The organism is Bacillus sp. F2HM, from assembly GCF_019266135.1.
GTDB classification, from domain to species: Bacteria; Bacillota; Bacilli; order Bacillales; family Bacillaceae; genus Bacillus; species Bacillus safensis.
Genome location: NZ_LRMO01000009.1, coordinates 120,925 through 147,195, shown reverse-complemented (window position 1 = coordinate 147,195; position 26,271 = coordinate 120,925). Strand labels below are relative to the sequence as shown.

Here is a 26,271-nt window from a genome sequence, read left to right as displayed (position 1 = left end):
TGCATACACATGTAATGGAGAAGGGGGGATTTTTTATTGAGAATGAACCGCCGTTATCGCCCCTACAAGAAGGGCCCTTTGCCATTTCGTTACGTCATGCTGCTTGCGATCTTATTCTTTGTGCTCTCAACCGTAATTAGTTTATTTTTTATCAACCGATCCATTAAACCTACCCTTATTCACATTGCTGAACTAGAAACAGAGCGCATCGCCAATCACCTCATACAATATTCAGTCCAAGACTTTGCAGACGATCAGGAGAATATGAAGGATATGGTGGTCATGAATACAAGTGAGAACGGAAAAGTGACGACCATCGATTTTAATGCGCAAGCAACATCGAAAGCAATGGCTGACCTCTCGCGTCATCTTCAAAAAAATTTAGAGGACATTGAAAAGGGGAACTTTCAAAAAGAGGCAAAAGAAGCATTAAAGGATCAAACAGATGGACATGACGGCATTATATATAACATTCCGCTTGGGCAAGCATCCGGAAATGCACTCATCGCCAACCTCGGACCCAAAGTGCCTGTACGTTTTAGTGTGATTGGTGATCCGCATACGGACGTTGAAAAAAACATTAAGCCTTATGGCATCAACAATGCCTTGATTGATATTAGTGTTCTGATCGAGGTCAAGGTAAGAGTCATTATCCCATTTGCTTCTGAAACAATCGTAGTTAAAAACTCTGTTCCTGTCTCCATACAAGCCGTTCAAGGAGACGTACCAGATTATTATAATGGCAGCGGAACAAACTCAGGTGCTCCATCAATTGTTCTCCCAGAGAAAAAGGAGAAAAAGGAATAACAGCCCAACAATGATTGGGCTGTTATTTACTTTCGTTTCCGTTCAGCTCTTTCCCACGCCCTCAAATGAGGATATGGATCAAATGACCATTCGGTTCTGCCGTTGTCTTTGTACATGCCATAGTGAAGATGCGGCGGAAACTTTCCTGCGGTGCCTGGAGGGCCGTAGCCGGAGCTTCCGACAGACCCAATCACCTGACCGGGTTCAACAATTTGACCTGTCTTGAGTCCTTTCGCAAAACCATTTAAGTGAGCGAAGTAATGATAATGATTATGAATATCTCGAATGCCTATCCGCCAGCCGCCGAAGCGGTTCCAGCCTTTCATTTCAATTACGCCATACGATGTCGCACGAACGGGAAGTCCATAATGGGCAAATAAATCGGTTCCCTCATGAATTCTCCTTCCTCCAAACCCTCTCGCATCTCCCCATGTACTTCGGTAGCTGTAGTCAGCTCCAACCGGAAGAGGAAAAGCATGCTTTCCAAGATCAAGATGGCCGTAGTGCTTATATAGCTTCATAAAAGATGAAATGATTCCAACGGTTTGATCACGTCCATAATAGTCCCATAAGCCAATTTTTAATTGATCAATGCTGCTGCCGTAGTGAAGCAAGTATTGAGCAAACGTGAACAATACATCCTCATCGTCATCGCTGCTTGCTTTGCCATCCCCATTCCCATCAAGACCAATTCCGTCAAACACTTTAATGCTTAAAGGAGAGGTATCCTGTTTATTCGGGTTTTCTGGTCCAATCCACATTTCCCGGGGAATGTAGATGCCAATGACGCCTTTTTGTTTCGGTAAATCTCTTCTGCTTTTTCGAATATTGTGTTCATACTGATCAACTGCAGCAAGTACATACCATGGAACCTGTGTTGTGATGGAGACTTTTTCATATAGGGCCATTCTTTGCATCAATTCATCTGGCTGCTTGTCCGTCCCTTTTGCATGAACAGGTAAAGGGAGCATTGAAAGAGCAATCATGATGGCTAAAACCACTTTCACAAACGTCCATCTCCTTTCATCGAGCATCGTCTTCTACCGTTTAGTGTGGTTAGATCACTCTATTTCATAAGAAGAAAATGTTAGTAATTTTCTTCTGTTTTTTTAGGAGGCTTTTGGGTATTTTTGCAGCTCATTCCCTTGTTGTTCAATCTGTACTATGTTAAAGTGTCTAAAGAAAAGGCTTTAGGCCGAAGATTCAATTTTTTGCAGCTTCTTAGCTGCATCCATCGTATATAGCAGGAAGATTTTTGTAGATGCACCTTTAACGAATTCATATGGAGATGATGGAATTGGCAAAGAAGGAAGAGCACGTAAGAAAACCGGACTGGCTTAAAATTAAGCTGAATACGAATGAAAACTATACCGGTTTAAAGAAAATGATGCGGGAAAACAACCTGCATACTGTTTGTGAGGAAGCAAAATGTCCGAATATTCACGAATGCTGGGCAGTGAGAAGAACCGCTACATTTATGATCCTTGGATCTGTTTGTACGCGCGCATGCCGTTTCTGTGCGGTGAAAACTGGACTTCCAACTGAGCTTGATCTGCAAGAGCCAGAACGCGTGGCAGATTCAGTAGCCTTAATGAACTTAAAGCACGCTGTTATAACAGCGGTTGCAAGGGATGATCAAAAGGATGGCGGCGCAGGTGTGTTCGCTGAAACCGTTCGTGCGATAAGAAGAAAAAGCCCATTCACGACCATTGAAGTTCTCCCTTCAGACATGGGCGGTAATTATGATAACTTGAAGACGTTAATGGACACTCGTCCTGACATTTTAAATCACAACATTGAAACAGTTCGCAGATTAACGCCAAGAGTTCGTGCGCGTGCTACATATGATCGTTCATTAGAATTCTTGCGTCGTGCAAAAGAAATGCAGCCCGATATTCCAACAAAATCAAGCATTATGATTGGACTTGGTGAAACGAAGGAAGAAATCATTGAAGTCATGGATGATCTTCTTGCCAATAATGTGGATATTATGGCAATTGGTCAGTACTTACAGCCTTCGAAAAAGCATTTGAAAGTTCAAAAATACTACCATCCGGATGAGTTTGCAGAGCTGAAGGAAATTGCGATGTCAAAAGGCTTTAGCCACTGTGAAGCTGGGCCGCTTGTGCGCTCTTCCTACCATGCAGATGAACAAGTAAACGAAGCGTCTAAAAAGCGTCAGGCGCAAGCGTAACAAAGAAAACGCCAGAGCTCTCTGGCGTTTTTTCTCGTATTAATTTTGGCCGTAAGGGGCGTTTCTTCTCATCGTACGGTCGGAATTCGTCATCCCATTTGCATCTTCTTGATTCGATATGTTCCCGCCTTGAGGGGAATACTTCATTTGCTGAATCGTTTTGGTTAAAATTTGGTCAAAATCACGTGAATTGGTTTGAAGACGTGAAAAATTGGCAATGGATTGAAAGTGCTCTGGATTATCAGAGACGTATACATGATAATAACGAGGGAGAACAGAAACCGCCGTTTTCTTTACTTGATCGGCAGATTCATCACGGTTTTTGTTTCCTGTTCGATACACGATGAGTGCATCCTCATCTGTCACAAGTGTGGCTGCATCTTTGATGTTTGGCAGCTGCACCGTTAGACTTGTAATCACGTGGGCAAGATGCTCACGATTTAAAGCAGGGGTTCTTTCTTTCTGATCCGTTACTTGCTGGCGCTGATAACGAACATATCCTGCTCTGTTTGTATCTGCTTCTGGCATGTTGGAATTATTTCCTTCATGACGATCCGACAGACGGATGGTTTTACTTGAAGAATCTTCATCCACTTGCCGGTTCATACCTGATTGAAAGCCGCACCCGCCTAAAAGCATGCTGAGGAGAATCGCGGCTGTCAGTTGTTTCTTCATAAATGTGACCTCCTTTTTCCTTTAGCTTCGGCTAAATCAGAAAAAACATGCTTTAGCAATTGATGGAGTTCTTCCAATGAATTATCATTAAAGATGGATCGTTTAAAAAGAGGTGAGAAGATGATCGTCGTTCAGAATGCTACCTTTGATCTTGTAAGAGATATCAAAGACGGCTTTAATGAAGAAGCGTTTAAAGCAAGGTACTCAGATATTTTAAATAAGTATGATTATATTGTGGGGGACTGGGGCTATAATCAGCTCAGGCTGAAAGGGTTCTTTGATGACCAAAACCAAAAGGCCACATTTGATACTAAAATCAGCACACTCGATGAATACATTTATGAATACTGTAATTTTGGCTGTGCCTATTTTGTCTTAAAGCGAATTAGAAAATAACGCAAAGGGGAGCGTCATAATGTATTTCGTAGACAGAAAAAAGATTGAAGAGACTTTACGTTTTTTCGAGGAGCAATATGAGTTGATGCAGAGTCATCAAACATGGACAAGTCCTCTAGAGAAAAAAGCGCTGGAACGAATTGTTCATTTGCTCGTCGAATGTATTCTTGATACCGGAAATGACATGATTGATGGCTTTATTATGCGTGACCCAGGAAGCTATGATGACATCATGGATATACTTGTTGATGAAAAGGTTGTACCAGAAGAAGAAGGAAGTCAGCTGAAAAAGCTTGTCTCATCCCGCAAAACACTTGTGCAGCAATATCAGGAAGTGGTTCATCATGACTTATTGCAGGTGATCAGCGAAGTAGAGCAGGCGCTAGAGGTCTTTCCAAGCCGCATCCGTACCTACTTGGAACAGGAGCTTGGCCCAGTATCAGCGTTTAAATAAACCATTGGAGTTGTGAGCATCATGAAATACAAAGGCTATTTAATTGATTTAGACGGGACCATGTATAAAGGAACAGAAAAGATCGAGGAAGCAGGTCAATTTGTTCAAAAGTTAAATGAATTGAACATCCCTTACTTGTTTGTCACGAATAACTCTTCACGCACGCCAAAGCAGGTAGCGGAAAAACTCGTTTCATTTGATATCCCAGCAACAGAAGAACAAGTTTTTACAACAAGTATGGCGACGGCTAATTATATCGCTGAGCAAAAGAAAGATGCGTCCGTTTATGTGATCGGTGAAGAAGGAATCAAGCAGGCCATTGAAGAAAAAGGGCTGACGTTTGGTCAGGAAGACGCTGATTTCGTTGTTGTTGGAATTGATCGTGGCATTACATATGAAAAATTAGCAGTAGGTGCGATTGCCATCCGTCAAGGCGCACAATTTGTCTCAACAAATGGGGATATTGCCATTCCAACAGAGAGAGGGCTTTTGCCAGGGAACGGCTCATTAACATCTGTACTGACCGTGACAACAACGGTTCAGCCGACATTTATCGGAAAGCCGGAATCCATTATTATGGAACAAGCGATGCGTGTACTTGGGACAGATGTGTCTGAGACGCTCATGGTGGGTGATAACTATGATACGGATATTATGGCAGGAATGAATGCAGGAATGGACACATTACTCGTCCATACAGGTGTGACAACAAAAGAGCTGCTTCAGAAGTATGAAAAGCAGCCAACCTATGTCATTGATTCATTATCCGAGTGGATTGAGCGATTATCATAGAAAAAGAGGACAAGCGTTACGCGCGCGTCCTCTTTTTCTTTATTTCGCATTTCTTGCACTATGTGCCAGCCTGCTTGATGCGGCAGCAGCAATAGCGCCGACAATGTCATCTAAAAAGGTGTGGCATTCGCCCGTGGATTTATCGTTGAGTTTCCCCAGAATTCCTGGTTTTTCTTTATCGATATATCCGTAATTCGTAAAGCCGATCGAACCATAAATATTGACGATAGCAAAGGATAAAATTTCATCAACGCCATACAGGCTCTCGTCCGTTTCAAGTATTGATTGAAGCGGCTCAGTTAGTTTTTTTTGCTCGGCGAGTACGTCGAGTTCGACGCCCGTTAATATCGCATTTTGAACTTCACGTTTTGCGATGACACGCTCCACATTGTGGATGCACTCTGTCATGTCTAAGCCAGGATGATATTTTTCCTGTAAAAAGTAGACAAGGTCTGCTATATCTTGAATGGTTACGCCACGTTCTTGTAAACGGCGTCTTGCTGTTTTTTCTACTTCGTTCATCTCATGATGATGCGGCATGTATTCCTCACCCAATCCTCGTAATTTGTCCACAACGTGTAAAAAGCTTCGGATAGTAAATAGTATTCATAAATCCCTCAACCTGCGACTACGATATGATAAGAGATTGATCATAGGAACGCAGGTGAAAACATGAAAGAAACCATCTATCACACATTTGGTATTGATGTTCGTCAATTTACGCCATATGGCAGTTATCAGAGCTTTCAAACGGCGGAGGCTTTCTTCCTCATTGTTCCTGTGTCTCATTTGCGAGAAGAAGAACTCTCAGAGTTGTATCATATCAGTCAGTATTTACTGAATGCTGGAGACCCATACGTCGCTGTGTTCGAATTAACAAATGAAGAGAAACCCACCTTTACTCATGGGAAGGAGCGGTATGCTTTATTAAAAGCAGCGCCTCCGCTCTCAAGCCGCTCGTTTCAGCAAGCGTCAGAGCTGGCAGCCTTCCATGTCAGGGGAAGAGGATTTCCATATGAAGTATCCGAAACAAAACGTGTCGGTGCCTGGAAGGAATTATGGGCAAAACGATTAGATCAGCTCGAAGGCTTTTGGATGCAGCAAATGCATCAAAAACCGCTGGAACGGTTTGAACAAAAATTCATTGAATCGTTTCCGTATTATCTTGGATTAACGGAGAATGCCATTCAATATTTAGTCGATACTGAGCTTGATGATGAACCGAAAGAAGGTGACTCAGGCACTGTCTGTCATCAGCGCTTTTCACGTATGACATGGCCGCATGAGCAGCCGCTTCGTTTACCTGTGGATTGGGTCTTTGATCATCCAACCCGTGATATTGCTGAATACTTAAGAGAAACCTTTGTACAGCATAAGGAAGATTTAATTGAAGAAGGCTTTTCCTTTCTTCAGCAATATGAGGAGGTGACACCTCTTTCCTCCTTTTCAAAGCGTTTGTTATACAGCCGCCTGCTGTTTCCGCTTCATTACTTTGAAATTGTAGAAGGCTACTACATGTCTGGAGAAAATGAAAAGTCATATTATGAAGAGCGGTTAGATTACGTCTTAAATGATGCCAATCGTTATGAATACTTTCTGAAGGTCTTTCAAGAAATGAGTGCCATGCGAAGCGGCGGGAGCCCCATTCCGGCTGTTGGCTGGATTCAGCCTGCAGCTGATTTGAAGTTTCAGTGAACAGACGAAACGTCTCTTTTCTCTTGAGGCGTTTTTCGTTATGCTTAAAGAAATCGATAAAAGGAGTGTTCTTCTTGACGAAACCTTACGTCTATATCACAAGAAAACTGGATGAAGCATCACTTACACCATTAAAAGAAGTCGCTCATGTTGAGATGTGGCCAAGCGAGGATGAGCCGTGTCCAAGAGAAGAGTTAGAAACACAATCTGCTAAAGCGGATGCGCTTCTCACCATGCTGTCAGATCAAATAGATGAGCCGCTTTTATCAAAGGCTCCAAATATCAAGGTGGTCGCAAACCTTGCTGTTGGCTATGACAATATTGATCTTGAAGCAGCCAAAAAGCACGGAATCACCGTATGTCATACACCAGACGTCTTAACAGAATCGACGGCTGATTTAGCCTTTGCCCTTCTGATGGCATCAGCTAGACGCATTGTCGAGGCGAGTGATTGGATTAAGGATGGAAACTGGACAGGCTGGGGGCCGCTTCTTCTTGCCGGTGCTGATGTTCATCACAAAACACTCGGGATTGTCGGAATGGGCAGCATTGGAACAGCACTAGCCAAGCGGGCCAAAGGCTTTAATATGAATGTCCTTTATCATAATCGTTCCAGAAAACCCGAGGCAGAAGCGCAGCTTGGTGTGACCTATGCGGCTTTTGAGGAACTGCTCAAGCAGTCTGATTTCATCGTTTGTCTGACGCCGTTAACTCCGGAAACGAAAGACATGTTTAATGAAAAAGCATTTGATCTGATGAAGAACTCTGCTTATTTCATTAACGTATCAAGAGGACAGACTGTGGATGAGGATGCTTTATACGAGGCTGTCACAACAGGAAAAATTGCCGGCGCTGGTCTGGATGTATTTAGAGAGGAACCTGTCAGTCCGTCTCATCCGTTAACGACATTACGTAACGTCACAGTCCTCCCTCATATTGGAAGTGCTAGTGTCGAAACGAGAAAAACGATGATGCGTTTATGTGCTGAAAATATTGCGCTTGTCTTACAAGACGAGCCAGCCAAAACGCCGGTTCGTTCATAATATAAGGCTTCCCGGTGTTCGGGAGCTTTTCTGACAAAAATATTTTGAAAATATAGAATCTTGATGTAAATAGCTGTTAAGCGGTTTCATTCTGACAATCTCTTATTTTATTACCTTGTCAAAATGAGGATACCCCTTTATAATGTGTGTACATTGAATGTCTGTGTAAGGTTAACAAATGTCTTTTTAGAGAGGACATTTACGGAGAAAGGTGGAATTTCAGGTGAAGGCAATTCGAGTTGGGCTATTAGGATTAGGAACAGTGGGAAGCGGTGTCGTAAAAATTATCCAAGACCATCAGGATAAATTAATGCACCAAATCGGCTGTCCGATATTAATACAAAAAGTGCTTGTGAGCAATCCCGATAAAAAAAGAGATGTGGATGTCGCAAGAGAGGTCTTCACAACTGAAGTATACGATGTGATTAGAGATCCAGAGGTCGACGTCATCATTGAAGTGATGGGCGGCATTGAAGAGACTAAACAATATTTAATAGATGCGTTGAATGAGAAGAAGCATGTCATTACAGCCAATAAAGATTTAATGGCGCTTTACGGTACGGAGCTTTTACATGTAGCGAAAGAAAATGGCTGTGATCTTTATTATGAAGCAAGTGTCGCCGGAGGAATTCCGATTCTGCGTACGCTGGAGGAAGGGCTGGCCTCTGACCGAATCACGAAGATGATGGGGATTGTGAACGGTACAACGAATTTTATTTTAACGAAAATGAATGTCGATAAAAGCGCATATGAGGATGTCTTAAAAGAAGCACAGGATCTAGGCTTTGCAGAAGCAGACCCGACAGCCGATGTAGAAGGACTGGATGCAGCAAGGAAAATGGCCATTCTTGCAAGACTCGGCTTTTCTATGAATGTAGATTTAGAGGACGTAAAGGTGAAAGGTATTTCTGATATCTCTGATGAGGATATTAATTTCAGTAAGCGGTTTGGCTATACAATGAAGCTGATTGGAATTGCTCAGAGAGACGGAGAGAAAGTGGAGGTCAGCGTTCAGCCAACCTTACTTCCTGATCATCATCCATTATCATCCGTCAACAATGAATTCAATGCTGTGTATGTCTACGGAAGTGCTGTAGGAGAAACGATGTTTTACGGACCTGGAGCAGGAAGTTTGCCAACAGCAACAGCTGTTGTATCAGACTTAGTGGCAGTGATGAAAAACATGCGCCTTGGCGTGAACGGAAGCGGATTTATCGCACCGCAGTTTGAGAAGAAGATCAAATCCTCATCAGAAATATTTGCTCAGCAATTTTTAAGAATTCATGTTAGAGATCAAGTCGGGGCATTCTCCCGCATTACATCTATTTTTTCTGAAAGAGGCATCAGCTTTGAAAAGATCCTTCAGCTTCCTGTGAAAGGACATGATGAGCTGGCTGAAATTGTGATTATTACACATCAGACCTCAGAAGAAGATTTCTCAAATATCCTGCAAAAATTAAACGACCTCGACGTGGTGGTTCAAGTGAAGAGCACGTACCGAGTAGAAGGGAACGGTTTAAGCTGATGAAATGGAATGGACTCATTGAAGAATTTCAAGAATTCTTACCAGTAAACGAATCTACACCTAAACTAACATTAAATGAAGGGAATACACCGCTGATCCATCTCGCCAAGCTTTCAGAAAAGCTGGGAATCGAGCTTCATGTGAAAACAGAAGGCGTCAATCCAACAGGCTCTTTCAAGGATCGAGGAATGGTCATGGCTGTTGCAAAGGCTAAAGAAGAAGGCAACGATACAATTATGTGCGCTTCAACAGGGAATACCTCTGCAGCAGCAGCGGCTTATGCAGCCCGTGCGGATATGAAATGTATTGTCATCATTCCAGACGGGAAAATTGCCTTCGGTAAGCTTGCACAGGCCGTCATGTACGGAGCAGAGATCATTGCCATTGACGGCAACTTTGATGATGCACTGAAAATCGTCCGCAGCATCTGTGAAAAAGCACCGATTGCCCTTGTTAACTCTGTCAATCCTTATCGAATTGAAGGACAAAAGACAGCAGCATTTGAAATCTGTGAGCAGCTGGGCTCTGCCCCGGACGTACTGGCAATTCCTGTCGGAAATGCCGGGAACATCACGGCCTACTGGAAAGGCTTCAAGGAATATCACGAGAAAAAAGGAACTGGACTGCCTGTCATGCGTGGTTTTGAAGCAGAAGGTGCAGCGGCAATCGTTCGAAATGAAGTGATTGAGCAGCCAGAAACAGTGGCAACGGCTATCCGTATCGGAAATCCAGCGAGCTGGAAACAAGCTGTGGCAGCCGCAGATGAATCAAACGGTAAGATTGATGAAGTAACTGATGAAGAAATTCTTCATGCATATCAATTGATTGCACGTGAGGAAGGTGTGTTTGCAGAGCCGGGTTCATGTGCGTCGATTGCGGGCGTGTTAAAGCAGGTGAAATCTGGAGAAATCAAGCCAGGCAGTAAAGTTGTTGCGGTACTAACAGGCAACGGCCTGAAAGATCCAAATACGGCTATTGATATTTCACAAATCAAGCCGGTCACACTCGATGCAGATGAAGATCAAATTCTTGAACACTTAGAAAAGGCCGCACGCGTATGAGTGAAGCCTCCATGCTTTTTTCAATCACAGTACCGGGAAGCACTGCCAATTTAGGACCAGGCTTTGATTCAGTTGGAATGGCGCTCAGCCGCTATTTAAAGCTATCGGTCTATGACCATGATAGCTGGCTGTTTGAAGCAGAAACAGATGTCGTGTCTGGAATTCCATCAGGCACCGACAACCTGATTTATCAAACAGCCAAAAAGGTCGCAGATGACTTTGGAAAAACACTCCCGCCTGTTCATGTCAAAGTGTGGAGTGATATTCCATTGGCACGGGGGCTTGGCAGCAGTGCTGCTGCCATCGTGGCCGCCATTGAACTCGCCAATCAGCTTCTTGAATTAAACATGACAGATGATCAGAAGCTCTTTTATGCAAGTGAGGTAGAAGGTCATCCAGATAATGCGGGAGCCTCTTTATTTGGTGGTTTATTGATTGGTCTCCATGAAGAAGACAAAACACATGCCGTTAAAGTGCAGCATGTGGATGTAGATGTCGTCGTGGTGATTCCTTTTTATGAAGTGCTCACAAAGGATGCCCGTGATGTCCTGCCAGAGGATTTCTCTTATAAACATGCCGTCAGTGCGAGTGCTGTGAGCAACGTCCTAGTTGCCGCCTTAATGACGCAAAACTGGCCGCTTGTTGGAGAAATGATGAATAAGGATTTATTTCATCAGCCTTACCGCACAATGCTCGTGCCAGAGCTGTCGAAGGTAGAGCATGTCGCTTCGCTCAAAGGAGCGTATGGAACGGCTTTGAGCGGTGCTGGGCCGACGATCCTTACCTTAGTGGAAAAAGGGAAGGGAGAAGCGCTGAAAGAGCAGCTAGCCCAAAATTTCCCGCATTGCGAAGTTGATTTACTGACGGTGCCAGTAGAAGGTGTTGTCGTGCAGTATCATCCTGTTAATCAAGTAAAGAACGTGCTGTGAATCTGCATGTTCCCAGCGTGTAGACAAACCCTCGCATTCTTTGTCAGTCCTGCGCGCTGGTGCTCACGAATGTTAAATTCGCTCCGCAAAAGTAGCTGTTCTTCCTAGACTGCAAAGGTTTTCAGGTCACGCTGAAAAGAAGAAAAAGAGCTAAAATAAAGATCATTTTAGCCCTTTTTCAACAATCTGAGAACGTGCAGTGAATCTGCACGTTCTTTTTTAAGCTTGTTTTTATGGGAAGAAGCAGGGATTATTATTTAGAGGATCGAACTATTTTTTAAGCATAAAAGGGGGAGGTACGTTCATGAAGAAATTGATGACGGCAGAAGATTTAACGAAGATTGTTTCTGTTTCTCATCCGGTTTATTCACCAGATGGAAAAAAGGCAGTCTTTACAAAAGTCTCTGTGAATGAGAAAAAGGACGATTACAACATCCATTTATGGGTTCGAGATGAAGAGACAGAGGAGCTGGCACAATGGACATTTGAGGATGGAAAGCATCATCAGCCAGTTTGGTCAAAAGATGGCAGGCAGCTTGCTTTTATTTTACAAAAGCCAAAGGAAGTCCCTCAGCTGGCGCTCATGAAGAGCGAAGGAGGCGGCGTGCGAACCTTAACGACGATTCCTTACGGAGTATCTCATCCTGTTTTTTCCCCAGATGGCGCTTTTCTTTATACGGCTGTGTCATTGAAACAATCAGAATCTGTTCATGATGAAAAAAAGGAAGAGCAAGATGACTTTGCTCCAGCGGTATATGATGATTTGACCTATAAAGCAGATGGAAGAGGCTTTTTAGATGGACGTGTCACACAGATTGTGAAGGTGGATATCGATTCAGGAGAGATAGAGCCTGTCACGAGCGAGCAGGTTCATCATATGAATCATACGGTTTCTCCTTGCGGCAAATGGCTTGCCTTTATTCAATTAAATCCGCAGATACCTTACATAAGTGACGTGTGTCTTCTGTCATTAGAAGATGGTCAGACAAAAAAGATCACACAAGCAAACGGCGCTTATTCGACCGTATCTTTTTCTCCAAATGGAGAGAGTCTTTTGTATATTGGACATGAGTACGAATTTCAAAATGCCACCTTCCCATCAATATGGCTGTATGATCTGAAGGAAGAAAAGGCGGTTCAACTGTCAGAAATGCTCGATATGTATGTTGGGAACTGTATGGCAGGAGATAGCGTGATGGGAGAGGTCTATCAGCTTCCGCAGTGGACAAAGGATAGCCAAGGGTTTTATGCGCTTGTTTCTGATCAAGGCAGTACAGGGATTTATTATTTCTCTATTGAAGGTTTAGCCTATCCTGTTCGACTAGAGGCGGAACATATCACCAATTTCAGCCTTCATCCAGATGAATCCAAACTGCTGCTCAGCCGGCTTACACCTGTTTCACCAAGCGAGCTGTATGAGATGACATTAGGGGAGACAGAACTAAAGCAAATCACGTTTGAGCATCATGATTTTCTAAAGGAGCATATCGTATCCGAACCTGAACCATTTTCTTTTCAGTCAAAAGATGGCGACGAAGTGCATGGCTGGTTTATGAAGCCTTCCAAGATGGAAGAGGGGAAAAAATATCCGCTCATTCTAGAGGTTCATGGCGGACCGCATGCGATGTATGGTCATACGTATTTTCATGAATTTCAAATGCTCGCTTCTGAAGGCTATGCCATCGTGTATATCAACCCGCATGGCAGTCATGGATATGGACAGATGTTTACTGACCGTGTGAGAGGAAACTATGGTGACGTTGATTATGACGATGTCATGCAGGCTGTTGATCATGTGCTCAAAGCCTATGATTTCCTTGATGAAACAAGACTTGGCGTGACAGGCGGCAGCTATGGGGGTTTTATGACCAACTGGATTGTCGGTCAGACCGACCGCTTTCGCGCAGCTGTCACACAGCGCTCCATTTCAAACTGGATTAGCTTTTATGGCATCAGTGATATCGGTTATTTCTTTACAAGGTGGCAGATTGATGGGGATATTTATGACTCTGTCGATAAGCTATGGGATCGCTCTCCGCTAAAATATGTGAAGCAGATGAACACACCGCTGCTCATCTTGCACAGCGATGAAGATTATCGCTGCCCAGTTGATCAAGCAGAGCAGCTTTTTGTGGCATTGAAGGAGCTTGGGAAAGACACAAGATTGGTCAAATTCCCGAAGGCATCTCATGATTTATCCAGAAGCGGCCACCCGGGACAGCGTATTCAAAGACTGACTTTTATAAAGGAATGGTTTAGAGAAAAGCTAGCCGAATAAAAAACGACCCAAATCGGGCCGCTTCAGCGTGCTGACAAACCCTTGCATTCGGTGTCAGTCCTGCGTGCGGTGCTCACGAATAGAAAATTCGCTCCGCACCAGTACTCGTCCTTCCTAGACTTCAAGGGTTTTCATATCACGCAGAAAAGAAGACAAAGGGCTAAAGCCTTTTTCAATCATGAAAAAAACGACCCAAATCGGGTCGTTTTCATGTCATATATGAATTAGAAAACCTGTTCAACTTCTACAACGCCAGGCACTTCTTCTAATAATGCGCGCTCAATACCGGCTTTCAATGTAATGGTTGAACTTGGGCAGCTGCCGCATGCACCAAGAAGACGTAATTTTACAATGCCATCTTCAATGTCTACAAGCTCACAGTCTCCACCATCACGTAATAGAAATGGACGAAGTTTGTCCAGTACTTCCTGTACTTGGTCTTTCATTTCGACTTCAGTCATTAGATATAATCGCTCCTTTCACAACATATCACCATTATATTCATCTGGACGATAAAAATCTATTGATTGGTTTCAAAGTTTCCTTCTCATTATAGCACAATCTCATCTTGAAACAAAAAGTGATTTTGACTTTTTTCATCCATAAAATTCAGCTAAAATGAAGAAAGAATAGGGGGCTTGTCAAATGAACAAAACCGTCGATCTTTATGTATATGGAAGAGATGTCTTGTGCGCTAGCTGCGTGAATCTGCCTTCTTCAAAAGATACGTTTGAATGGTTAGATGCAGCATTAAAACGAAAATATCCGAATCAGCCATTTCGCATCACATATATTGATATTGAGCACCCGCCAGAAAATGAACAACAAAAGGAATTGTCTGAACGAATTCTTGATGATGAATTCTTTTATCCGCTTGTTTTAGTAGAGGATCAAATCGTTGGAGAGGGCAATCCGAAATTAAAAGACATTTATCAAGAAATGGAGAAATACGGGTACAAGGAGAGCAGTGAATAAGCTGTTCTTTTTTTGAGAAATATAAACGAACAAGTGTTCCTTTTTCGGGTTGAAAAAGAACGTTTGTTCGTTTATAATGAAAGGAAAGGAGTGTGAGCATCATGAATTATTTACTTAAACAATCTCTTCATCAGCAAATACCGATTGAGATGATTTATATGAAGAAAAATGGAGACTGCACAAAGAGAAAAATCATTGTCCACCGTCAAACGGATCAGCTTATCCAAGCGTATTGTTTATCGAAGAAAACGATGAGAACCTTTCGTAAAGACTGCATTCTTGCTCTTGCTCCGATCAAATGGACCAACTCATCGGCACATGCTGTTTCATAGAAAAAAGCTCCCTCGTCACGAAGGAGCTTTGAGAAAAAATTCACATGATTTTAGCCATTGTGATGCTTGTACATCCAAAGGAGTCCAGATTTCAGGAGTCTTGGCACCCGGCCAACAAGTGGACGATCAGCCACTAAGCCAAAGCCGGCTTTTTTCCCTAAAGAACCTAAAACACCTTTTAGCTTAAACTGTGGATAAGCCTCAGGAAGCGGCTCATTTTTCCAGCGTTTTTGCAGAGATTGGACAATTTGTTCTGCCTGCGCTTCGGCAAGCTGTGCACTTGGGGCATGAGGCAGACTTGCGCAGTCACCTACAACATATACATGCTCATCCCCTGGGAGATTGTGATGAGGAGTTAATATGACGCGGCCTTGTGCGTCTTTTTCAACATCCATCTCTCGTACCACTTTGCTTGGCTGTATTCCTGCTGTCCACACGATGACATCAGCTTCAATCGCGTTATCATGGTTATAAACAAGACCTTCTTCAACCTTTGTAATATTGGCACAGTTAATGATCTTTACGTCATTTTCTTCAAACCACTTTTGCACATACAAACTTAATCTTTTTGGGAAGCTTGATAGAATCAGCTCTCCGCGGTCAAAAAGAATAATGTTTAAATCAGCACGGCTTTCTCTTAATTCACTGGCCAGCTCTACCCCGCTAAGTCCAGCACCGACGATGCAAACCGTTGCACCTGCGCTCAAATTGTTTAATTTGTTATACGCATGTCTTGACTGATCAATGGTTTGAATGCTGTATGTATGTTCTTTCGCACCAGGGACATTATGATACTTGTCCTCGCAGCCGAGTCCAATCACCGTATCATCATACGGAATCGGTTCACGGTCGCTGAATAAGATCTGTTTGTTTTCAATATCAATTTTTTCTACTTCCCCGTATTGAATATCCAGCTTCGGATGCTCTGGAAAAGATACTCGAATGTGATGATCAGAGATCGTTCCAGCAGCAAGTGCATAATATTCTGTTTTTAAACAGTGGTAAGGATTTCGATCAATTAATGTGATAGTGACATCATCAGGTAATTGATTTGGCAATAAGCGGTGGAGAACCCGCATATTCCCGTAACCTCCGCCGATCAAGACTAAATTTTTCATGACGATTCTCCTTTTCCCCGTAGACATTGAAAAACACTTATACTAAAAAACTTTAAGTTAAAATACCAAATAAAATTATATCGAATTTACTGTGAAACCACAATAATTGTTTCAAAATAACCTACATATTCATCAGTTAGTCCTAAATAGTAAAACATTTTATGAGGAATAGGCGTAACGATATAGGCGAAGCTCATATTTTGACTAATACAAGGAATTTCGGTAGGATGGTAAGGCAATGTGAGGTGAAGCACAGTGTTTCCACTGATCGAATTTTGTGTAAGTAATCTTGCACAAGGGTCTCAAGAAGCAAAAGAGAAGCTTGAAAAAGACCCAAACCTAGACGTAATGGAATACGGCTGTTTAAGCTATTGCGGCAAATGTATGGACTCCCCATTTGCGCTTGTGAATGGAGAATTTGTTTCAGGAGAAAATGCAGAGCAGCTAGTCGAGCGTATTTATGCATTTATAGAGGAAAACGACATGTTTTAAATGCACCACATGGGTCATGAGGTGCATTTTTTTTACATTTTCATCTTCCATTTTTAAGGAGAATCGATAGAAAGCGCATCCAATATGTTATGCTAATAAAATATCATCAATATGAAGCATCACACGAGAGAAAAAGAGGCATATGCATAATAAAAGCCCTTTGCCATGGCAGCAAAGAGCTTCTATGTATGAAAAACGGGGGATGATAAGATTGTCTCCTGAATCGACTCCTTTTATACTATAAAGAAACAACATTTTTGGAGGAAGCTCATGACATCATTTCAATTCACGAAAATGCACGGATTAGGAAATAATTATATTTACGTCAATCAGATGAAGGAACAGCTTCCGGAAGAGCAGCTATCAGAGATAGCGATTCGCGTTTCTTCTGTTTATACAGGAATCGGTTCTGACGGGATGATTCTTATTTGCCCATCAGATGTTGCACCTGTGAAGATGCGCATTTTCAACAATGATGGATCTGAGGGCAAAAACTGTGGTAATGGGCTGCGCTGCGTTGCAAAGTATGTGTATGAGCATCAAATTGTGACGGACACAACGTTCCAGATTGAAACATTGTCAGGACTCGTTGAAGCGACCGTTCATGCTCAGGATGGTCACGTTCAGCTAGTCACAGTAGATATGGGAAAACCACGTTTTGAAAAAGAAGCAATGCCGATGCTTGGTGAACCGGCTAGCACAACGGTTAATGAGCCACTTGATTTTGGCACTGCGAAATTAAATGGAACGGCCGTTTCGATGGGAAACCCGCACATCGTTTTTTATTTAGAGGACATTGAAAAAGCGCCGCTTCATACACTTGGGCCGATCATCGAAAAACACGACATGTTCCCAGAAGGCGTCAATGTAGAATTTGTTGAAGTTGTCAGTGAAACAGAACTGCATTTTCGCGTGTGGGAAAGAGGTTCAGGAATTACCCAGGCCTGCGGAACTGGGGCCTGTGCTGCGGCTGTATCCACAATTATGAATGGTCAGGCAAAAAAAGAAACAGACATGACCGTTCATTTAGCAGGCGGAGACCTCATCATTCGCTGGAAAGACAATGACCACGTGCTCATGACAGGACCTGCTGAAACGATTTGTGACGGCACATTTTATCTCTAAACCATTTATTTGAGAAAAGGCATCATCACGTTTATAATTGAAAAGAAACATCCAGTCAAAAGGAGGGATGATCATGAGTACACCAGTAACCATTACAGAAGCTGCTGCACTGCAGATTAAAGATATGATGAAAGAGCATGAAGAAGAAAATGCGTTCCTTCGAGTGGGCGTAAAAGGCGGCGGCTGCAGCGGTCTCTCATACGGCATGGGCTTTGACCATGAAGTCTCAGAGAAAGACACGCAGTTCGAACAGCACGGCATCAATGTCCTTGTCGATTCCGAAAGCCTTGATATCATGAACGGAACTATCATTGATTTCAAACAATCACTCATGGGCGGCGGTTTCACCATCGACAATCCAAACGCCATCGCGTCATGCGGATGCGGTTCTTCTTTCAGAACAGCAACGAATACCGGTACGCCGGAAGAGTGTTAAGGGTTAAAACGATTCATTCTGTAAAACCATTTGTATAATGAAGACCTCCTCATATTAATCATTTTCTTGAGGAGGTTTTTTGTGTTGTTTTTAAAGATGCAAAAAAAGGACATGACTTCAATCACTCAGCACGTCCTCTTTATAAAGATATTTAATTAGAAAAAAGCTCGCAGTTTCTTAGTATTTCCTCTGTTCATCTTCCACATCTTTTCAAAAGGTTTCATCATGGTGTGTCGGAAAAAATGCTCTTGATTGTGTTTGGTTGAGAATAACGTTTCGTATTAATCGATTGTATTCTCAATCACCATTTTTAAAGCTGTCCCCTCTTTTATGAAGAGTAGTAAAGACTTTCATCGCTTCGCTCATAAATGATGTCAAGCCCTCACCATAACGATCTATATTCTTTGTGAAACGTTCATCTTGAATATAGAGTTGGCCTAAACCGTAAAAAGCATCAAGAGAGTAATAACTGAAGTTTTCGTTTAAAAAGTCATACCATTGTTTGATGACGATTTGCACCTCTTTGGATTTAGGGGAATGGCTGCGAAGAGAGGCTAGCTTGTTAAATATACTATCCCAGCTATCGGATAATTCAATTTGTTCATCTTTAGACAAATGATTTAGTTTTGAGCTGACTTCATCAACAGCTTGATGTCCCCAACGGTGACGAGCTTCTTCTTCATATTGACTAAATTTCATATTCATATTCTCAAACCTTTCTTTATAGGTGTATTGAGTTTCTCCCGTTAAATGCTGTAGCGTTTTATCAATATTTCCGATCATTTTATCGAGATTATTTCGTTTCTCTATTAACATTCTTCTTTGTAGCATAAATGCTTCTTTCTTGTTAAATGAAGGATTGTGCATCATTTTGTGAATTTCCTTCAATGGAAATCCAAGTTCCCTGAAAAATAGTATTTGCTGCAATGTTTCAAGGTTTTCTTCTGAATAAAGTCGATAACGATTTTCTGTGACTTCACTTGGGGTCAATAAACCAATCTTGTCGTAATGATGAAGTGTACGAATGCTAATACCAAATAATTCAGCTACTTCTTTTACTTTCATTTCAATTCACCTCTCTTGATATCCACTATAAAATATGACGTTGCGTTAGGGTCAATCATCTTTTTAAAAAGTTATATCATTGTTGATCTTGTTTGAAGCAGCGAATTCAAGGAGCTATGTTTTTTTTCGCAAATCGCTCAATTTTGTTACAGCTGGCCCGAACAACTGGCTATTTCCACTCGAAAAGAGTATCATGAGAACCAAACATAAACTGTAGTGAGAAAAGAGGTTGCTGAGGTTTGAGTGAACAAATCAATTGCAGGAACTGTCATGAACTGATTCCGTATCGTTCCAAAACGTGTCCGTCTTGCGGGATTGAGAAGCCGCTTCCGAAAAAGGAACGTGTGAAGGATCGGGTGATTTTGGTTGTGGCAGGGATTGTTGTGGTGCTGCTTGCTGCAATGGTACTTGGAATGGCAAATGCCTATATTGGGATTTTTAAATAAACGAAAAAGGAGTTCCGCGAGTGGGAACTCCTTTTTTGATCCGTTCTTATTTGTTTTCAAATAAGCTTGTGGAATGGAGAGGCTGTACACGGGCTTTCGGGTCCATGTAAGCTTTCGCATTGTTGACAGCAGTTGGTGCTTCACCAAATCCGCTTGCAATCAATTTGACTTTTCCTTCATACGTACAGATGTCTCCTGCCGCATAGAAGCCTTCAATGTTTGTTTCCATTGTAGATTTCACCACGATGGAGTTCTTTTCGATTTCAAGACCCCATTGTTTGATTGGTCCAAGGGAGGAAACAAAACCGAAGTTGACGATCACGTCGTCCACATCAAGCACTTGTTTTTTGTCGCCTTTGACTTCTTCGAGCACGATTTGTTCAATGCGGTCTTCACCAATGAGCTCAGTTGGTACAAATGGTGTCAGTACATTGACTTTCGAGTTGTGCAGGTTTTCTACACTGTGCTCATGCGCGCGGAATTTATCGCGGCGGTGAATAATGGATACTTCTTTTGCGATTGGTTCAAGCATAAGTGCCCAGTCCACCGCAGAGTCTCCGCCGCCAAGAACGGCCACACGTCTGCCGGCAAATTGGTTCAAGTCATTAATGAAGTAATGCAGGTTGCTTCCTTCAAATGATTCTGCTGCATCTAGCTCAAGCTTTCTCGGTTGGAATGCACCGTTACCAGCTGTGATGATAATTGTTTTAGAATAATGAATCTCTTGATTTGTCACAAGTTTAAAGATCCCATCTGCCTGCTTTTCAACCGTTTCAACTGCCTGCTCTAAGCAAATGGTTTGATCAAATTTATCCATTTGTTCCTTTAAGTTATCAACTAATTCTTGTGCGCGGATTTTTGGAAATCCAGCCACATCATAAATATATTTTTCAGGGTAAAGAGCGGATAGTTGACCGCCGAGCTGAGGAAGGCTTTCAATGATTTTCACACTTGCCTGTCTCATGCCTCCGTAAAACGCAGTAAACAATCCAACTGGGCCGCCCCCGATAACGGTAATGTCATATACCTTAGAATCTTCTTGCATTCCTTTAATCCTCCCAAATGAAAATTGTTATCACTATATCATATCATACCACATATCGTCGTTTGACTTGTTTTGAAAAACTTGTCGTTTTTTGATGCTGAAGCTTTGAAAAGGAGGAAAAAGTGAGAAAGACCGTTTATCATAAGGATTTTCAGTTTAAAGCCTTGAAAATTGGAGCAGAACTCGCTATTATTGTTAAGGGAACTAAATATTAATTTTTTATGAATTTTTGTCGGATACGGTCAAATGCTTTCGTTTTATGTAGGTGAAAGTTCAGATTTTCACATACTTATTTTTTTGTTTAAATTTCATAAAATGCCGCAAAGCGGTTGAGAATAACGATATGTAATTCTTTATCCGTTTTACAGCAAATTTAAAAAAGGTGGATGTGATTCCAGTGAATAAACCGAAAATCGTTGTATTAGGTGCAGGTTATGGCGGATTAATGACTGTAACAAGATTAACAAAACAGCTTGGCACAAATGATGCGGACATTACTCTTGTGAACAAGCATAATTATCATTACGAAACAACATGGCTTCATGAAGCAAGTGCAGGTACACTTCATCATGACCGCTGTCGTTATCAAATCAAAGATGTGATTAACAGTTCCCGTGTCAACTTTGTACAAGCAACAGTTGAAAGCATTGATAAGGAAGCAAAGAAAGTTGTGACATCAGATGGCGAACTTTCTTATGACTACCTTGTTGTTGCACTTGGTGCTGTTCCTGAAACATTTGGTATTGCAGGACTGAAAGAATACGCATTCTCAATCTCTAACATTAACTCTGCTCGTCAGCTTCGTGAGCACATTGAGCTTCAATTTGCAACGTATAATACGGATGCTGAAAAACGTCCAGAGCGATTGACGATCGTTGTCGGCGGCGCAGGATTCACAGGTATTGAGTTCCTTGGTGAGCTTGGAAACCGTGTGCCTGAGCTTTGCAAAGAGTATGACATTGATCAAAAAGACGTGCGTATCATCTGTGTAGAAGCTGCGCCAACAGCTCTTCCTGGATTCGATCCAGAATTGATCGACTATGCGATGAACTACCTTCAAGGTAAAGGTGTTGAGTTCAAAATCGGTACAGCGATCAAAGAATGTACGCCTGAGGGGATCATTGTTGGAAAAGACGATGATACAGAAGAAATCAAAGCTGCAACTGTTGTTTGGGCTGCAGGTGTACGCGGTAACCCAATCGTTGAAGAAGCTGGTTTTGAAAACATGCGCGGCCGCGTAAAAGTTTCTCCAGATCTTCGTGTACCAGAAAATGATGATGTCTTCATCATTGGTGACTGTTCATTGATTATCAATGAAGAAATCAACCGTCCATACCCACCAACTGCACAAATCGCTATGCAGCAAGGTGAAACAGTAGCGAAAAACCTTGCAGCACTAGTAAAAGGCGGTTCTCTTGAAAGCTTTAAGCCAGACATCAAAGGAACAGTTGCTTCTCTTGGTGAACACGACGCTGTAGGTGTTGCGTTTGGTAAAAAACTTCAAGGAACAAAAGCTTCTGCAATGAAGAAAATCATCGACAACCGTTCTTTATTCATGGTTGGCGGACCAGGACTTGTTCTGAAAAAAGGAAAATTCAAGTTCTTCTAAACCATCATAGACAAAAACGTGTATCCTCGTGATACACGTTTTTTTATAAGTTGTGGTATATTTTCTCACTTGGTCATTGGCAGTAAAATATGTTATGATGAATTATCAGAAAATTTAGATTAAGGAGTGAGCAATATGAATGCACAAACAAAGGAAAAAACATCAATCTGTCAATATTGTTCAGGAAAAGGGTATTTTCAGCTATTGCTCGGCGGATCTGAAACGTGTGAGGAATGTAAAGGGACAGGAAAGAAGCGTTAATCGATCTGCTTTTTCCATTGATTGACTTCATCTCTATTTCCAAGTTAAACTAATGATGGGATATTTGGGGGTGGAGATGAAGTGATCAGTTTACCAGTCGTTATCATTTCAGTTATTTTATTTTTCGTGTTATTCTTCGGCATTGGCTTTTTGCTCAATATGCTGCTGAGAATGTCATGGATTATGGCTATTTTATATCCAATTGTATGCCTTTTCATTATCAACAATCAAAAGATGATCGCTTATGTAAGAGAGCCTGGCACCGCTTTTTCAGGAATAGGAGACCGGATCGTCTCACTCGCTGCGGCAGATATCATCATCTTATTAAGCGGCCTGATCGGTGCAATCACATCAGGTTTTGTCATTAATGCACTACGAAAAAGAGGGTATCAAATGTTTTAACTCACTTGTGGACACGCAAGTGGGTTTTTTTGTTTCTCCTTTGCATAGTTTCCATTTTGTTTGGAAACAAATAGATGGGTAGAGGAGTGACAAATAGAGATGAAAACATGGATGAAACGATTGTTCATGACCGCCCTATTCATGCTTGCACTTTTGACAAGCTTTACGGGCATATCTGGAGTCGAACCAAGTGATTTAGCTGTATGGGTGAAAGAGACCGATGCGGGCAAGCAAGTATCTTCTTTTTTTCAGCAGCAAAAAAGGGAAACGATCGCACTCAAAAGTGAAGATTCGCGGGCTGTTTCTCTCGAAGAAGCGTTTAATTGGAACGATTACCCGAAACAGAAAGTTGTTGCAACCGGCTATACAGCAGGTGTGGAATCAACAGGCAAAACGAAGGAACATCATGCATATGGCATTACATATTCAGGCGTCAAAGTGAAACGTGATTTATACTCAACAGTGGCAGCCGATCCATCTGTTTTTCCAATTGGAACGGTGCTGTTTATCCCAAACTATGGCTACGGTGTGGTTGCAGATACCGGCAAAGCCATTAAAGGTCATAAGCTTGATTTATACTATGAAACCGTTGATGATGTGTATAGAGAATGGGGTAAAAAAGTGCTCGATGTGTATATCATCAAAAAGGGTGAAGGGACGTTAACGGAAAAAGACTTAAATCAGCTTAATGAAGCAGAATCGATGCAAGTATTCCGTCAGCAGTTTCAAGCCAATAAAGAATAAAAAAGCTTTGGGCCGTTTAAGGTCCAAAGCTTTTTCGCTTCTACATGAAGTAATAATCTAAGATGAGTGTCAGCAAGATCCCTGTTAAGCCGCCGAAGAAGACTTCAATCGGCTTATGACCAAGAAGCTCTTTTAATTTCTTTTGCTTTTCTTTTTCTTCCGCATTTGGGAAATTCTTTGCTTCGGAAACAAATCGGTTAAAATCTGTTACGAGCTTGTTGAGAACAGTCGCCTGTTCTCCTGCCTGTCTGCGAACGCCTGTCGCATCAAACATCGTAATAATGGCAAAGATGGCGGAAATGGCAAAGATAGATGTATCTAGCCCGTGCTCTAAAGCCACTGCTGTTGAGAGTGCTGTTACTGCTGCGGAGTGTGAACTTGGCATTCCGCCTGTGCTTGTAATGAGCGACCAATGTAGTCGTCTAGAAATGATAAATTGAATCGGTACTTTTACAAATTGAGCAAAAAAGATGGCTGCAAGGCTGGCAAGCAGCGGAAAATTCGTCAGTACGCTCATGAACAAGAAACATCCTCTCTTTAAGAAAAAATATCGTGCGAAATGGTGGACTAAAAATCCTAGTATGATGAAAAAATGATAGCAGTAAAAAAGCTGCCAAGTCCATGTTCATTATAACATTAAAGAAAGTAGATGTGGAATGAGGAGAACACGGACAGGCTGCTCAGGTTTCGCCGCTTTTTCATGATGCCCTTCCGCGTATGAAAATATAAATGTTCATCAAGTAAAGACAGCCTGGCAATGATCGTATAGGCACGCAAATTTTGATATAATAGAAGTTCCAATGTGAAAAATGGAGTTCATTAAGGAGCGTGTGATAAATATGTTTTTCTCGACAAATGAATTGCAGCATAAAGATACACTGGCGATCGGACTTTTTCAAAAGAGCCAATTATCAGGAAAAGCAAAAGAAATGGATGAATTACTTGAAGGAAGAATCACTGAATTATTAAAAGAAGGCGACATTTCTTCCAAACGAAATCAGCTTACGAAGTTTTTCCCATCCCCTGAAACAGGCATCAAACGCATTTATTTTGTCGGGCTTGGGAAGGAATCAGATTACACGTTTGAAGAGGCAAAAGAAGTGTTTGCCCATTTATTCAAAAAGCTTCATCAAGATAAAAAGCAAGCGGTTTCTGTCTTGCTGGATACGTTTATTGGAAAGGATCTGCCTGCTCAAGATGCGGCCCATGCCCTTTCTGAAAGCTGCCTTTTAGCTACATATGAATTACAGGATTTTAAACATAAAACAAATGAACCGGATCGCTTCATCGAGTTTGTTTATGCTACGACGGATCATGATACAGCTGAAATTCAGGCGAGTTTGAAAGTCGGCGAAGTGTACGGACAGTCAGTCAATTCGGCCCGTACCCTTGTGAATATGCCGCCGAATATGCTCACATCCTCTGATCTGGCTTCGTATGCGGCAGAGCTTGCATATAAATACGAATTTGAGATTGAAATCTTAGATAAAGAACAAATGGAAGAGCTCGGAATGGGCGGTATTTTAGCCGTCAATAGAGGCTCAACAGAACCGCCAAAACTCATCGTATTGAAATATCAAGGCAAGGAAGAATGGACAGACGTCATCGGTCTTGTCGGTAAAGGCATCACGTATGATACCGGCGGCTATTCTTTAAAGCCAAGAGCGAGTATGGTTGGCATGAAAACAGATATGGGCGGCTCAGCCTCTGTTTTAGGCGCAATGGAAATCATCGGCGAACTTCGTCCAGAGCAAAATGTCATTGCGGTCATTGCCTCAACCGATAATATGATTTCAGCAGACGCTATGAAGCCGGATGATGTCATCGTGTCACTAAGCGGTAAAACAATCGAAGTGCTTAATACGGATGCAGAAGGCCGTCTTGTTTTAGCAGATGGGGTGACATATGCGAAGCAGCACGGTGCCTCTGTCCTTGTAGATGTGGCCACATTAACAGGCGGTGTCATTGTGGCGCTTGGAAATGAGACAACAGGCGCGATGACCAATAACGATGAGCTGTACGCTCAGTTTAAAGAAGCATCAGAAGAATGCGGTGAAATGATCTGGCAGCTGCCCATCACGGAAAAAGATAAGAAACGAGTACGAAACAGCAAAATGGCGGATCTCAATAACTCACCAGGCCGTGATGGTCATGCGATTATGGCAGGTGCTTTCATTGGAGAATTCGCAGAAGATACGCCTTGGGTTCATTTAGATATTGCAGGAACTGCAACAACAGAAAAACCTTCATGCTTTGGACCAACAGGGGCAACAGGAGTAATGGTGAGATCACTCGCAACATTTGTGGAACGATTTGAAGGAACAAAATAAAGGAGAAGGCTCTGCCAAGTGGCAGAGCTTTTTTATGTAGGA

29 protein-coding genes and 1 pseudogene are annotated in these 26,271 nt (G+C 42.2%); 22 read left to right on the top strand and 8 right to left on the bottom strand.

What is annotated here, in order from left to right:
• Window positions 1-42: 42 nt before the first annotated feature.
• On the top strand, window positions 43-807 hold the full coding sequence (gene yunB, locus AWT60_RS05945; protein ID WP_034282711.1) for a sporulation protein YunB: 765 nt from the start codon (window positions 43-45) through the stop codon (window positions 805-807).
• 26 nt (window positions 808-833) lie between these two features.
• Here yunB and AWT60_RS05940 read toward each other — a convergent pair whose 3' ends face one another.
• On the bottom strand, window positions 834-1,778 hold the full coding sequence (locus AWT60_RS05940; protein WP_239500369.1) for a M23 family metallopeptidase: 945 nt from the start codon (window positions 1,776-1,778) through the stop codon (window positions 834-836).
• 326 nt (window positions 1,779-2,104) lie between these two features.
• Here AWT60_RS05940 and lipA point away from each other — a divergent pair, with 326 nt between their 5' ends.
• Window positions 2,105-3,001 (top strand): lipoyl synthase, encoded by an 897-nt coding sequence (gene lipA, locus AWT60_RS05935; protein ID WP_008360456.1) that lies wholly within the window; start codon window positions 2,105-2,107, stop codon window positions 2,999-3,001.
• A 39-nt stretch (window positions 3,002-3,040) separates the two neighbouring features.
• Here lipA and AWT60_RS05930 read toward each other — a convergent pair whose 3' ends face one another.
• The gene (locus tag AWT60_RS05930) at window positions 3,041-3,676 is read right to left on the bottom strand and encodes a YhcN/YlaJ family sporulation lipoprotein (RefSeq protein WP_024425978.1); all 636 of its coding nucleotides are present in this window, start codon (window positions 3,674-3,676) and stop codon (window positions 3,041-3,043) included.
• A 120-nt stretch (window positions 3,677-3,796) separates the two neighbouring features.
• Here AWT60_RS05930 and AWT60_RS05925 point away from each other — a divergent pair, with 120 nt between their 5' ends.
• From AWT60_RS05925 to AWT60_RS05915, 3 genes are read left to right on the top strand one after another with little or no spacing between them, the layout of a single operon-like run.
• On the top strand, window positions 3,797-4,072 hold the full coding sequence (locus AWT60_RS05925) for a YutD family protein (RefSeq protein ID WP_024423368.1): 276 nt from the start codon (window positions 3,797-3,799) through the stop codon (window positions 4,070-4,072).
• 19 nt (window positions 4,073-4,091) lie between these two features.
• Entirely contained in the window at window positions 4,092-4,526 is a 435-nt protein-coding gene (locus AWT60_RS05920; RefSeq protein WP_076839949.1) for a DUF86 domain-containing protein, read from the top strand.
• Window positions 4,527-4,544: 18 nt separating this feature from the next.
• The gene (locus AWT60_RS05915) at window positions 4,545-5,318 is read left to right on the top strand and encodes a TIGR01457 family HAD-type hydrolase (RefSeq protein WP_087978090.1); all 774 of its coding nucleotides are present in this window, start codon (window positions 4,545-4,547) and stop codon (window positions 5,316-5,318) included.
• 39 nt (window positions 5,319-5,357) lie between these two features.
• On the opposite strand, the gene AWT60_RS05910 is transcribed toward AWT60_RS05915, so the two are convergent.
• Window positions 5,358-5,858 (bottom strand): phosphatidylglycerophosphatase A family protein, encoded by a 501-nt coding sequence (locus AWT60_RS05910; protein WP_041107672.1) that lies wholly within the window; start codon window positions 5,856-5,858, stop codon window positions 5,358-5,360.
• Window positions 5,859-5,990: 132 nt separating this feature from the next.
• Here AWT60_RS05910 and yutH point away from each other — a divergent pair, with 132 nt between their 5' ends.
• The 6 genes from yutH (at window position 5,991) to AWT60_RS05880 (ending at window position 13,849) form a co-directional block, all read left to right on the top strand.
• Entirely contained in the window at window positions 5,991-7,013 is a 1,023-nt protein-coding gene (gene yutH / locus AWT60_RS05905; RefSeq protein ID WP_076839947.1) for a spore coat putative kinase YutH, read from the top strand.
• Between the two features lie 74 nt (window positions 7,014-7,087).
• Window positions 7,088-8,056 (top strand): 2-hydroxyacid dehydrogenase, encoded by a 969-nt coding sequence (locus AWT60_RS05900; RefSeq protein WP_076839944.1) that lies wholly within the window; start codon window positions 7,088-7,090, stop codon window positions 8,054-8,056.
• 223 nt (window positions 8,057-8,279) lie between these two features.
• Window positions 8,280-9,581 (top strand): homoserine dehydrogenase, encoded by a 1,302-nt coding sequence (locus tag AWT60_RS05895; protein WP_076839942.1) that lies wholly within the window; start codon window positions 8,280-8,282, stop codon window positions 9,579-9,581.
• On the top strand, window positions 9,581-10,642 hold the full coding sequence (thrC, locus tag AWT60_RS05890) for a threonine synthase (protein ID WP_024423361.1): 1,062 nt from the start codon (window positions 9,581-9,583) through the stop codon (window positions 10,640-10,642). The genes AWT60_RS05895 and thrC overlap by 1 nt, the downstream gene beginning before the upstream one ends.
• Complete coding sequence (gene thrB, locus AWT60_RS05885; RefSeq protein WP_218677017.1) at window positions 10,639-11,571, top strand: homoserine kinase; 933 nt, start codon at window positions 10,639-10,641, stop codon at window positions 11,569-11,571. Before thrC ends, thrB begins: the two co-directional genes overlap by 4 nt.
• 304 nt (window positions 11,572-11,875) lie before the next feature.
• Window positions 11,876-13,849, top strand: a complete 1,974-nt coding sequence (locus AWT60_RS05880) for a S9 family peptidase (protein ID WP_218677016.1) — start codon at window positions 11,876-11,878, stop codon at window positions 13,847-13,849.
• Between the two features lie 224 nt (window positions 13,850-14,073).
• On the opposite strand, the pseudogene AWT60_RS05875 reads toward AWT60_RS05880, so the two are convergent.
• Window positions 14,074-14,373, bottom strand: a pseudogene (locus AWT60_RS05875) (NifU family protein).
• A gap of 121 nt (window positions 14,374-14,494) precedes the next feature.
• Between AWT60_RS05875 and AWT60_RS05870 the strand changes: the two are divergent.
• Together AWT60_RS05870 and AWT60_RS05865 are read left to right on the top strand one after the other, a co-directional pair.
• The gene (locus tag AWT60_RS05870) at window positions 14,495-14,824 is read left to right on the top strand and encodes a YuzD family protein (protein WP_034282615.1); all 330 of its coding nucleotides are present in this window, start codon (window positions 14,495-14,497) and stop codon (window positions 14,822-14,824) included.
• A 101-nt stretch (window positions 14,825-14,925) separates the two neighbouring features.
• Window positions 14,926-15,156, top strand: a complete 231-nt coding sequence (locus tag AWT60_RS05865) for a WYL domain-containing protein (protein ID WP_041107660.1) — start codon at window positions 14,926-14,928, stop codon at window positions 15,154-15,156.
• A gap of 50 nt (window positions 15,157-15,206) precedes the next feature.
• Here AWT60_RS05865 and AWT60_RS05860 read toward each other — a convergent pair whose 3' ends face one another.
• The gene (locus tag AWT60_RS05860) at window positions 15,207-16,274 is read right to left on the bottom strand and encodes an NAD(P)/FAD-dependent oxidoreductase (protein WP_218677015.1); all 1,068 of its coding nucleotides are present in this window, start codon (window positions 16,272-16,274) and stop codon (window positions 15,207-15,209) included.
• Window positions 16,275-16,529: 255 nt separating this feature from the next.
• Between AWT60_RS05860 and AWT60_RS05855 the strand changes: the two genes are divergently transcribed.
• From AWT60_RS05855 to AWT60_RS05845, 3 genes are all read left to right on the top strand, one after another.
• Window positions 16,530-16,766: a YuzB family protein gene (locus AWT60_RS05855; RefSeq protein ID WP_008346813.1), complete on the top strand. Its 237-nt coding sequence runs from the start codon at window positions 16,530-16,532 to the stop codon at window positions 16,764-16,766.
• A gap of 270 nt (window positions 16,767-17,036) precedes the next feature.
• Window positions 17,037-17,891 (top strand): diaminopimelate epimerase, encoded by an 855-nt coding sequence (gene dapF, locus AWT60_RS05850; protein ID WP_218677014.1) that lies wholly within the window; start codon window positions 17,037-17,039, stop codon window positions 17,889-17,891.
• A 73-nt stretch (window positions 17,892-17,964) separates the two neighbouring features.
• On the top strand, window positions 17,965-18,327 hold the full coding sequence (locus AWT60_RS05845) for a HesB/IscA family protein (protein ID WP_024423354.1): 363 nt from the start codon (window positions 17,965-17,967) through the stop codon (window positions 18,325-18,327).
• A 297-nt stretch (window positions 18,328-18,624) separates the two neighbouring features.
• Here AWT60_RS05845 and AWT60_RS05840 read toward each other — a convergent pair whose 3' ends face one another.
• The gene (locus AWT60_RS05840) at window positions 18,625-19,392 is read right to left on the bottom strand and encodes a MerR family transcriptional regulator (RefSeq protein ID WP_218677013.1); all 768 of its coding nucleotides are present in this window, start codon (window positions 19,390-19,392) and stop codon (window positions 18,625-18,627) included.
• Between the two features lie 239 nt (window positions 19,393-19,631).
• Here AWT60_RS05840 and AWT60_RS05835 point away from each other — a divergent pair, with 239 nt between their 5' ends.
• Window positions 19,632-19,838 carry a hypothetical protein gene (locus AWT60_RS05835; RefSeq protein ID WP_024425965.1) on the top strand — a complete coding sequence of 69 codons (207 nt, stop codon included), beginning with the start codon at window positions 19,632-19,634 and terminating at the stop codon, window positions 19,836-19,838.
• Window positions 19,839-19,884: 46 nt separating this feature from the next.
• Here AWT60_RS05835 and yumC read toward each other — a convergent pair whose 3' ends face one another.
• Window positions 19,885-20,883, bottom strand: coding sequence for a ferredoxin--NADP reductase 2 (gene yumC / locus AWT60_RS05830; RefSeq protein ID WP_034282604.1), 999 nt, complete (start codon window positions 20,881-20,883; stop codon window positions 19,885-19,887).
• Between the two features lie 391 nt (window positions 20,884-21,274).
• Between yumC and AWT60_RS05825 the strand changes: the two genes are divergently transcribed.
• The 4 genes from AWT60_RS05825 (at window position 21,275) to AWT60_RS05810 (ending at window position 23,899) form a co-directional block, all read left to right on the top strand.
• Window positions 21,275-22,492, top strand: coding sequence for an NAD(P)/FAD-dependent oxidoreductase (locus AWT60_RS05825; RefSeq protein WP_024423350.1), 1,218 nt, complete (start codon window positions 21,275-21,277; stop codon window positions 22,490-22,492).
• 135 nt (window positions 22,493-22,627) lie between these two features.
• A complete protein-coding gene (locus AWT60_RS05820) occupies window positions 22,628-22,753 on the top strand; it encodes a YuiA family protein (RefSeq protein ID WP_157834354.1) in 126 nt (41 codons plus the stop codon).
• A gap of 81 nt (window positions 22,754-22,834) precedes the next feature.
• Window positions 22,835-23,155: a YuiB family protein gene (locus tag AWT60_RS05815; RefSeq protein ID WP_024423349.1), complete on the top strand. Its 321-nt coding sequence runs from the start codon at window positions 22,835-22,837 to the stop codon at window positions 23,153-23,155.
• A 99-nt stretch (window positions 23,156-23,254) separates the two neighbouring features.
• Window positions 23,255-23,899 carry a 3D domain-containing protein gene (locus AWT60_RS05810; protein WP_163114991.1) on the top strand — a complete coding sequence of 215 codons (645 nt, stop codon included), beginning with the start codon at window positions 23,255-23,257 and terminating at the stop codon, window positions 23,897-23,899.
• Between the two features lie 40 nt (window positions 23,900-23,939).
• Here AWT60_RS05810 and AWT60_RS05805 read toward each other — a convergent pair whose 3' ends face one another.
• Window positions 23,940-24,416 carry a divergent PAP2 family protein gene (locus AWT60_RS05805; protein WP_218677012.1) on the bottom strand — a complete coding sequence of 159 codons (477 nt, stop codon included), beginning with the start codon at window positions 24,414-24,416 and terminating at the stop codon, window positions 23,940-23,942.
• A gap of 322 nt (window positions 24,417-24,738) precedes the next feature.
• Here AWT60_RS05805 and AWT60_RS05800 point away from each other — a divergent pair, with 322 nt between their 5' ends.
• Window positions 24,739-26,229 (top strand): leucyl aminopeptidase, encoded by a 1,491-nt coding sequence (locus AWT60_RS05800; RefSeq protein WP_076839930.1) that lies wholly within the window; start codon window positions 24,739-24,741, stop codon window positions 26,227-26,229.
• Window positions 26,230-26,271: the final 42 nt, after the last annotated feature.

Coding starts and splice junctions, on each gene's coding strand:
- AWT60_RS05930 (WP_024425978.1), bottom strand. CDS start 3,676: ATGAAGAAACAACTGACAGCCGCGATTCTCCTCAGCATGCTTTTAGGC.
- AWT60_RS05865 (WP_041107660.1), top strand. CDS start 14,926: ATGAATTATTTACTTAAACAATCTCTTCATCAGCAAATACCGATTGAG.
- yunB (WP_034282711.1), top strand. CDS start 43: ATGAACCGCCGTTATCGCCCCTACAAGAAGGGCCCTTTGCCATTTCGT.
- AWT60_RS05800 (WP_076839930.1), top strand. CDS start 24,739: ATGTTTTTCTCGACAAATGAATTGCAGCATAAAGATACACTGGCGATC.
- AWT60_RS05920 (WP_076839949.1), top strand. CDS start 4,092: ATGTATTTCGTAGACAGAAAAAAGATTGAAGAGACTTTACGTTTTTTC.
- AWT60_RS05805 (WP_218677012.1), bottom strand. CDS start 24,416: ATGAGCGTACTGACGAATTTTCCGCTGCTTGCCAGCCTTGCAGCCATC.
- AWT60_RS05870 (WP_034282615.1), top strand. CDS start 14,495: ATGAACAAAACCGTCGATCTTTATGTATATGGAAGAGATGTCTTGTGC.
- AWT60_RS05840 (WP_218677013.1), bottom strand. CDS start 19,392: ATGAAAGTAAAAGAAGTAGCTGAATTATTTGGTATTAGCATTCGTACA.
- AWT60_RS05845 (WP_024423354.1), top strand. CDS start 17,965: ATGAGTACACCAGTAACCATTACAGAAGCTGCTGCACTGCAGATTAAA.
- AWT60_RS05910 (WP_041107672.1), bottom strand. CDS start 5,858: ATGCCGCATCATCATGAGATGAACGAAGTAGAAAAAACAGCAAGACGC.
- AWT60_RS05820 (WP_157834354.1), top strand. CDS start 22,628: ATGAATGCACAAACAAAGGAAAAAACATCAATCTGTCAATATTGTTCA.
- AWT60_RS05880 (WP_218677016.1), top strand. CDS start 11,876: ATGAAGAAATTGATGACGGCAGAAGATTTAACGAAGATTGTTTCTGTT.
- dapF (WP_218677014.1), top strand. CDS start 17,037: ATGACATCATTTCAATTCACGAAAATGCACGGATTAGGAAATAATTAT.
- yutH (WP_076839947.1), top strand. CDS start 5,991: ATGAAAGAAACCATCTATCACACATTTGGTATTGATGTTCGTCAATTT.
- thrC (WP_024423361.1), top strand. CDS start 9,581: ATGAAATGGAATGGACTCATTGAAGAATTTCAAGAATTCTTACCAGTA.
- yumC (WP_034282604.1), bottom strand. CDS start 20,883: ATGCAAGAAGATTCTAAGGTATATGACATTACCGTTATCGGGGGCGGC.
- thrB (WP_218677017.1), top strand. CDS start 10,639: ATGAGTGAAGCCTCCATGCTTTTTTCAATCACAGTACCGGGAAGCACT.
- AWT60_RS05860 (WP_218677015.1), bottom strand. CDS start 16,274: ATGAAAAATTTAGTCTTGATCGGCGGAGGTTACGGGAATATGCGGGTT.
- AWT60_RS05925 (WP_024423368.1), top strand. CDS start 3,797: ATGATCGTCGTTCAGAATGCTACCTTTGATCTTGTAAGAGATATCAAA.
- AWT60_RS05940 (WP_239500369.1), bottom strand. CDS start 1,778: ATGCTCCCTTTACCTGTTCATGCAAAAGGGACGGACAAGCAGCCAGAT.
- AWT60_RS05810 (WP_163114991.1), top strand. CDS start 23,255: ATGAAAACATGGATGAAACGATTGTTCATGACCGCCCTATTCATGCTT.